At 70.8% G+C, this 671-nt stretch carries 1 protein-coding gene; it reads right to left on the reverse strand.

The genetic code is table 11. From position 1 onward, the window contains the following. Positions 1-67: 67 nt before the first annotated feature. Positions 68-268: a hypothetical protein gene (locus D7V88_RS42000; protein WP_120545999.1), complete on the reverse strand. Its 201-nt coding sequence runs from the start codon at positions 266-268 to the stop codon at positions 68-70. Between the last annotated feature and the right edge of the window lie 403 nt (positions 269-671).

Genomic DNA, 671 nt, shown 5'->3' on the forward strand with positions numbered 1-671 from the left:
GAGTGGAAGCGCCTGCGCGCCGCTGACGCGGCCTGAAGCCTCGCGTTTCAATCGGTCGCGCCGCTCGTCACGCACGCTTCCCGTCCGCCCTCAAGCGATCCGGCACGTCGTTGGCCGGACGGTTACGTCTCTTCGCCTGTTCGTACTTCGAGGACCGGGCGCTCGGCGTGTCGTTGGCGTCGTGGGTGCTCAGGACGTCGTCCACCCTGGAGCGCGTCTCAAACGACGTCTGGGTGTATTTCGAATCCAGTTCGTCCTGGGGCGGCATGTCTGGCTCCGGGCAGGGTGGGCCCTGCCTGGGTGGAGAAAGCGAATCGGATGGCGGATCTGCCTTCCGACCTCGCTGTTGCCCGGCGGCTTCGACCATTCGGAACCGGTGGTGCAGCTCCCCAAGCTTCAGCGGTGCCGTCTCATTGGGACAGCCGTCCTTCGGGGGCTCTCCGCTCGGTCCCGAGGGGAGGGTGCCCTTCCACCAGGGGGGCCCTGTCCGCGCCGCGCGGCTGCCGGCGCGCGGGGGCCCCGGACACTCTTCGTCCCACTGCGCAACGGAGCGCTTCAGCGGCGCACGCCCAGGGCCACGGTGTTGGCGGTACGCCCGGCCTTCAGCGCCGCGGTGGACCGCGGTGGCGCACGGAGGAGGGCGGTGGACGGGGGAAGCGCGGGCTGGGGGG

This window comes from Corallococcus terminator (genome assembly GCF_003611635.1).
Classification (GTDB): Bacteria; Myxococcota; Myxococcia; order Myxococcales; family Myxococcaceae; genus Corallococcus; species Corallococcus terminator.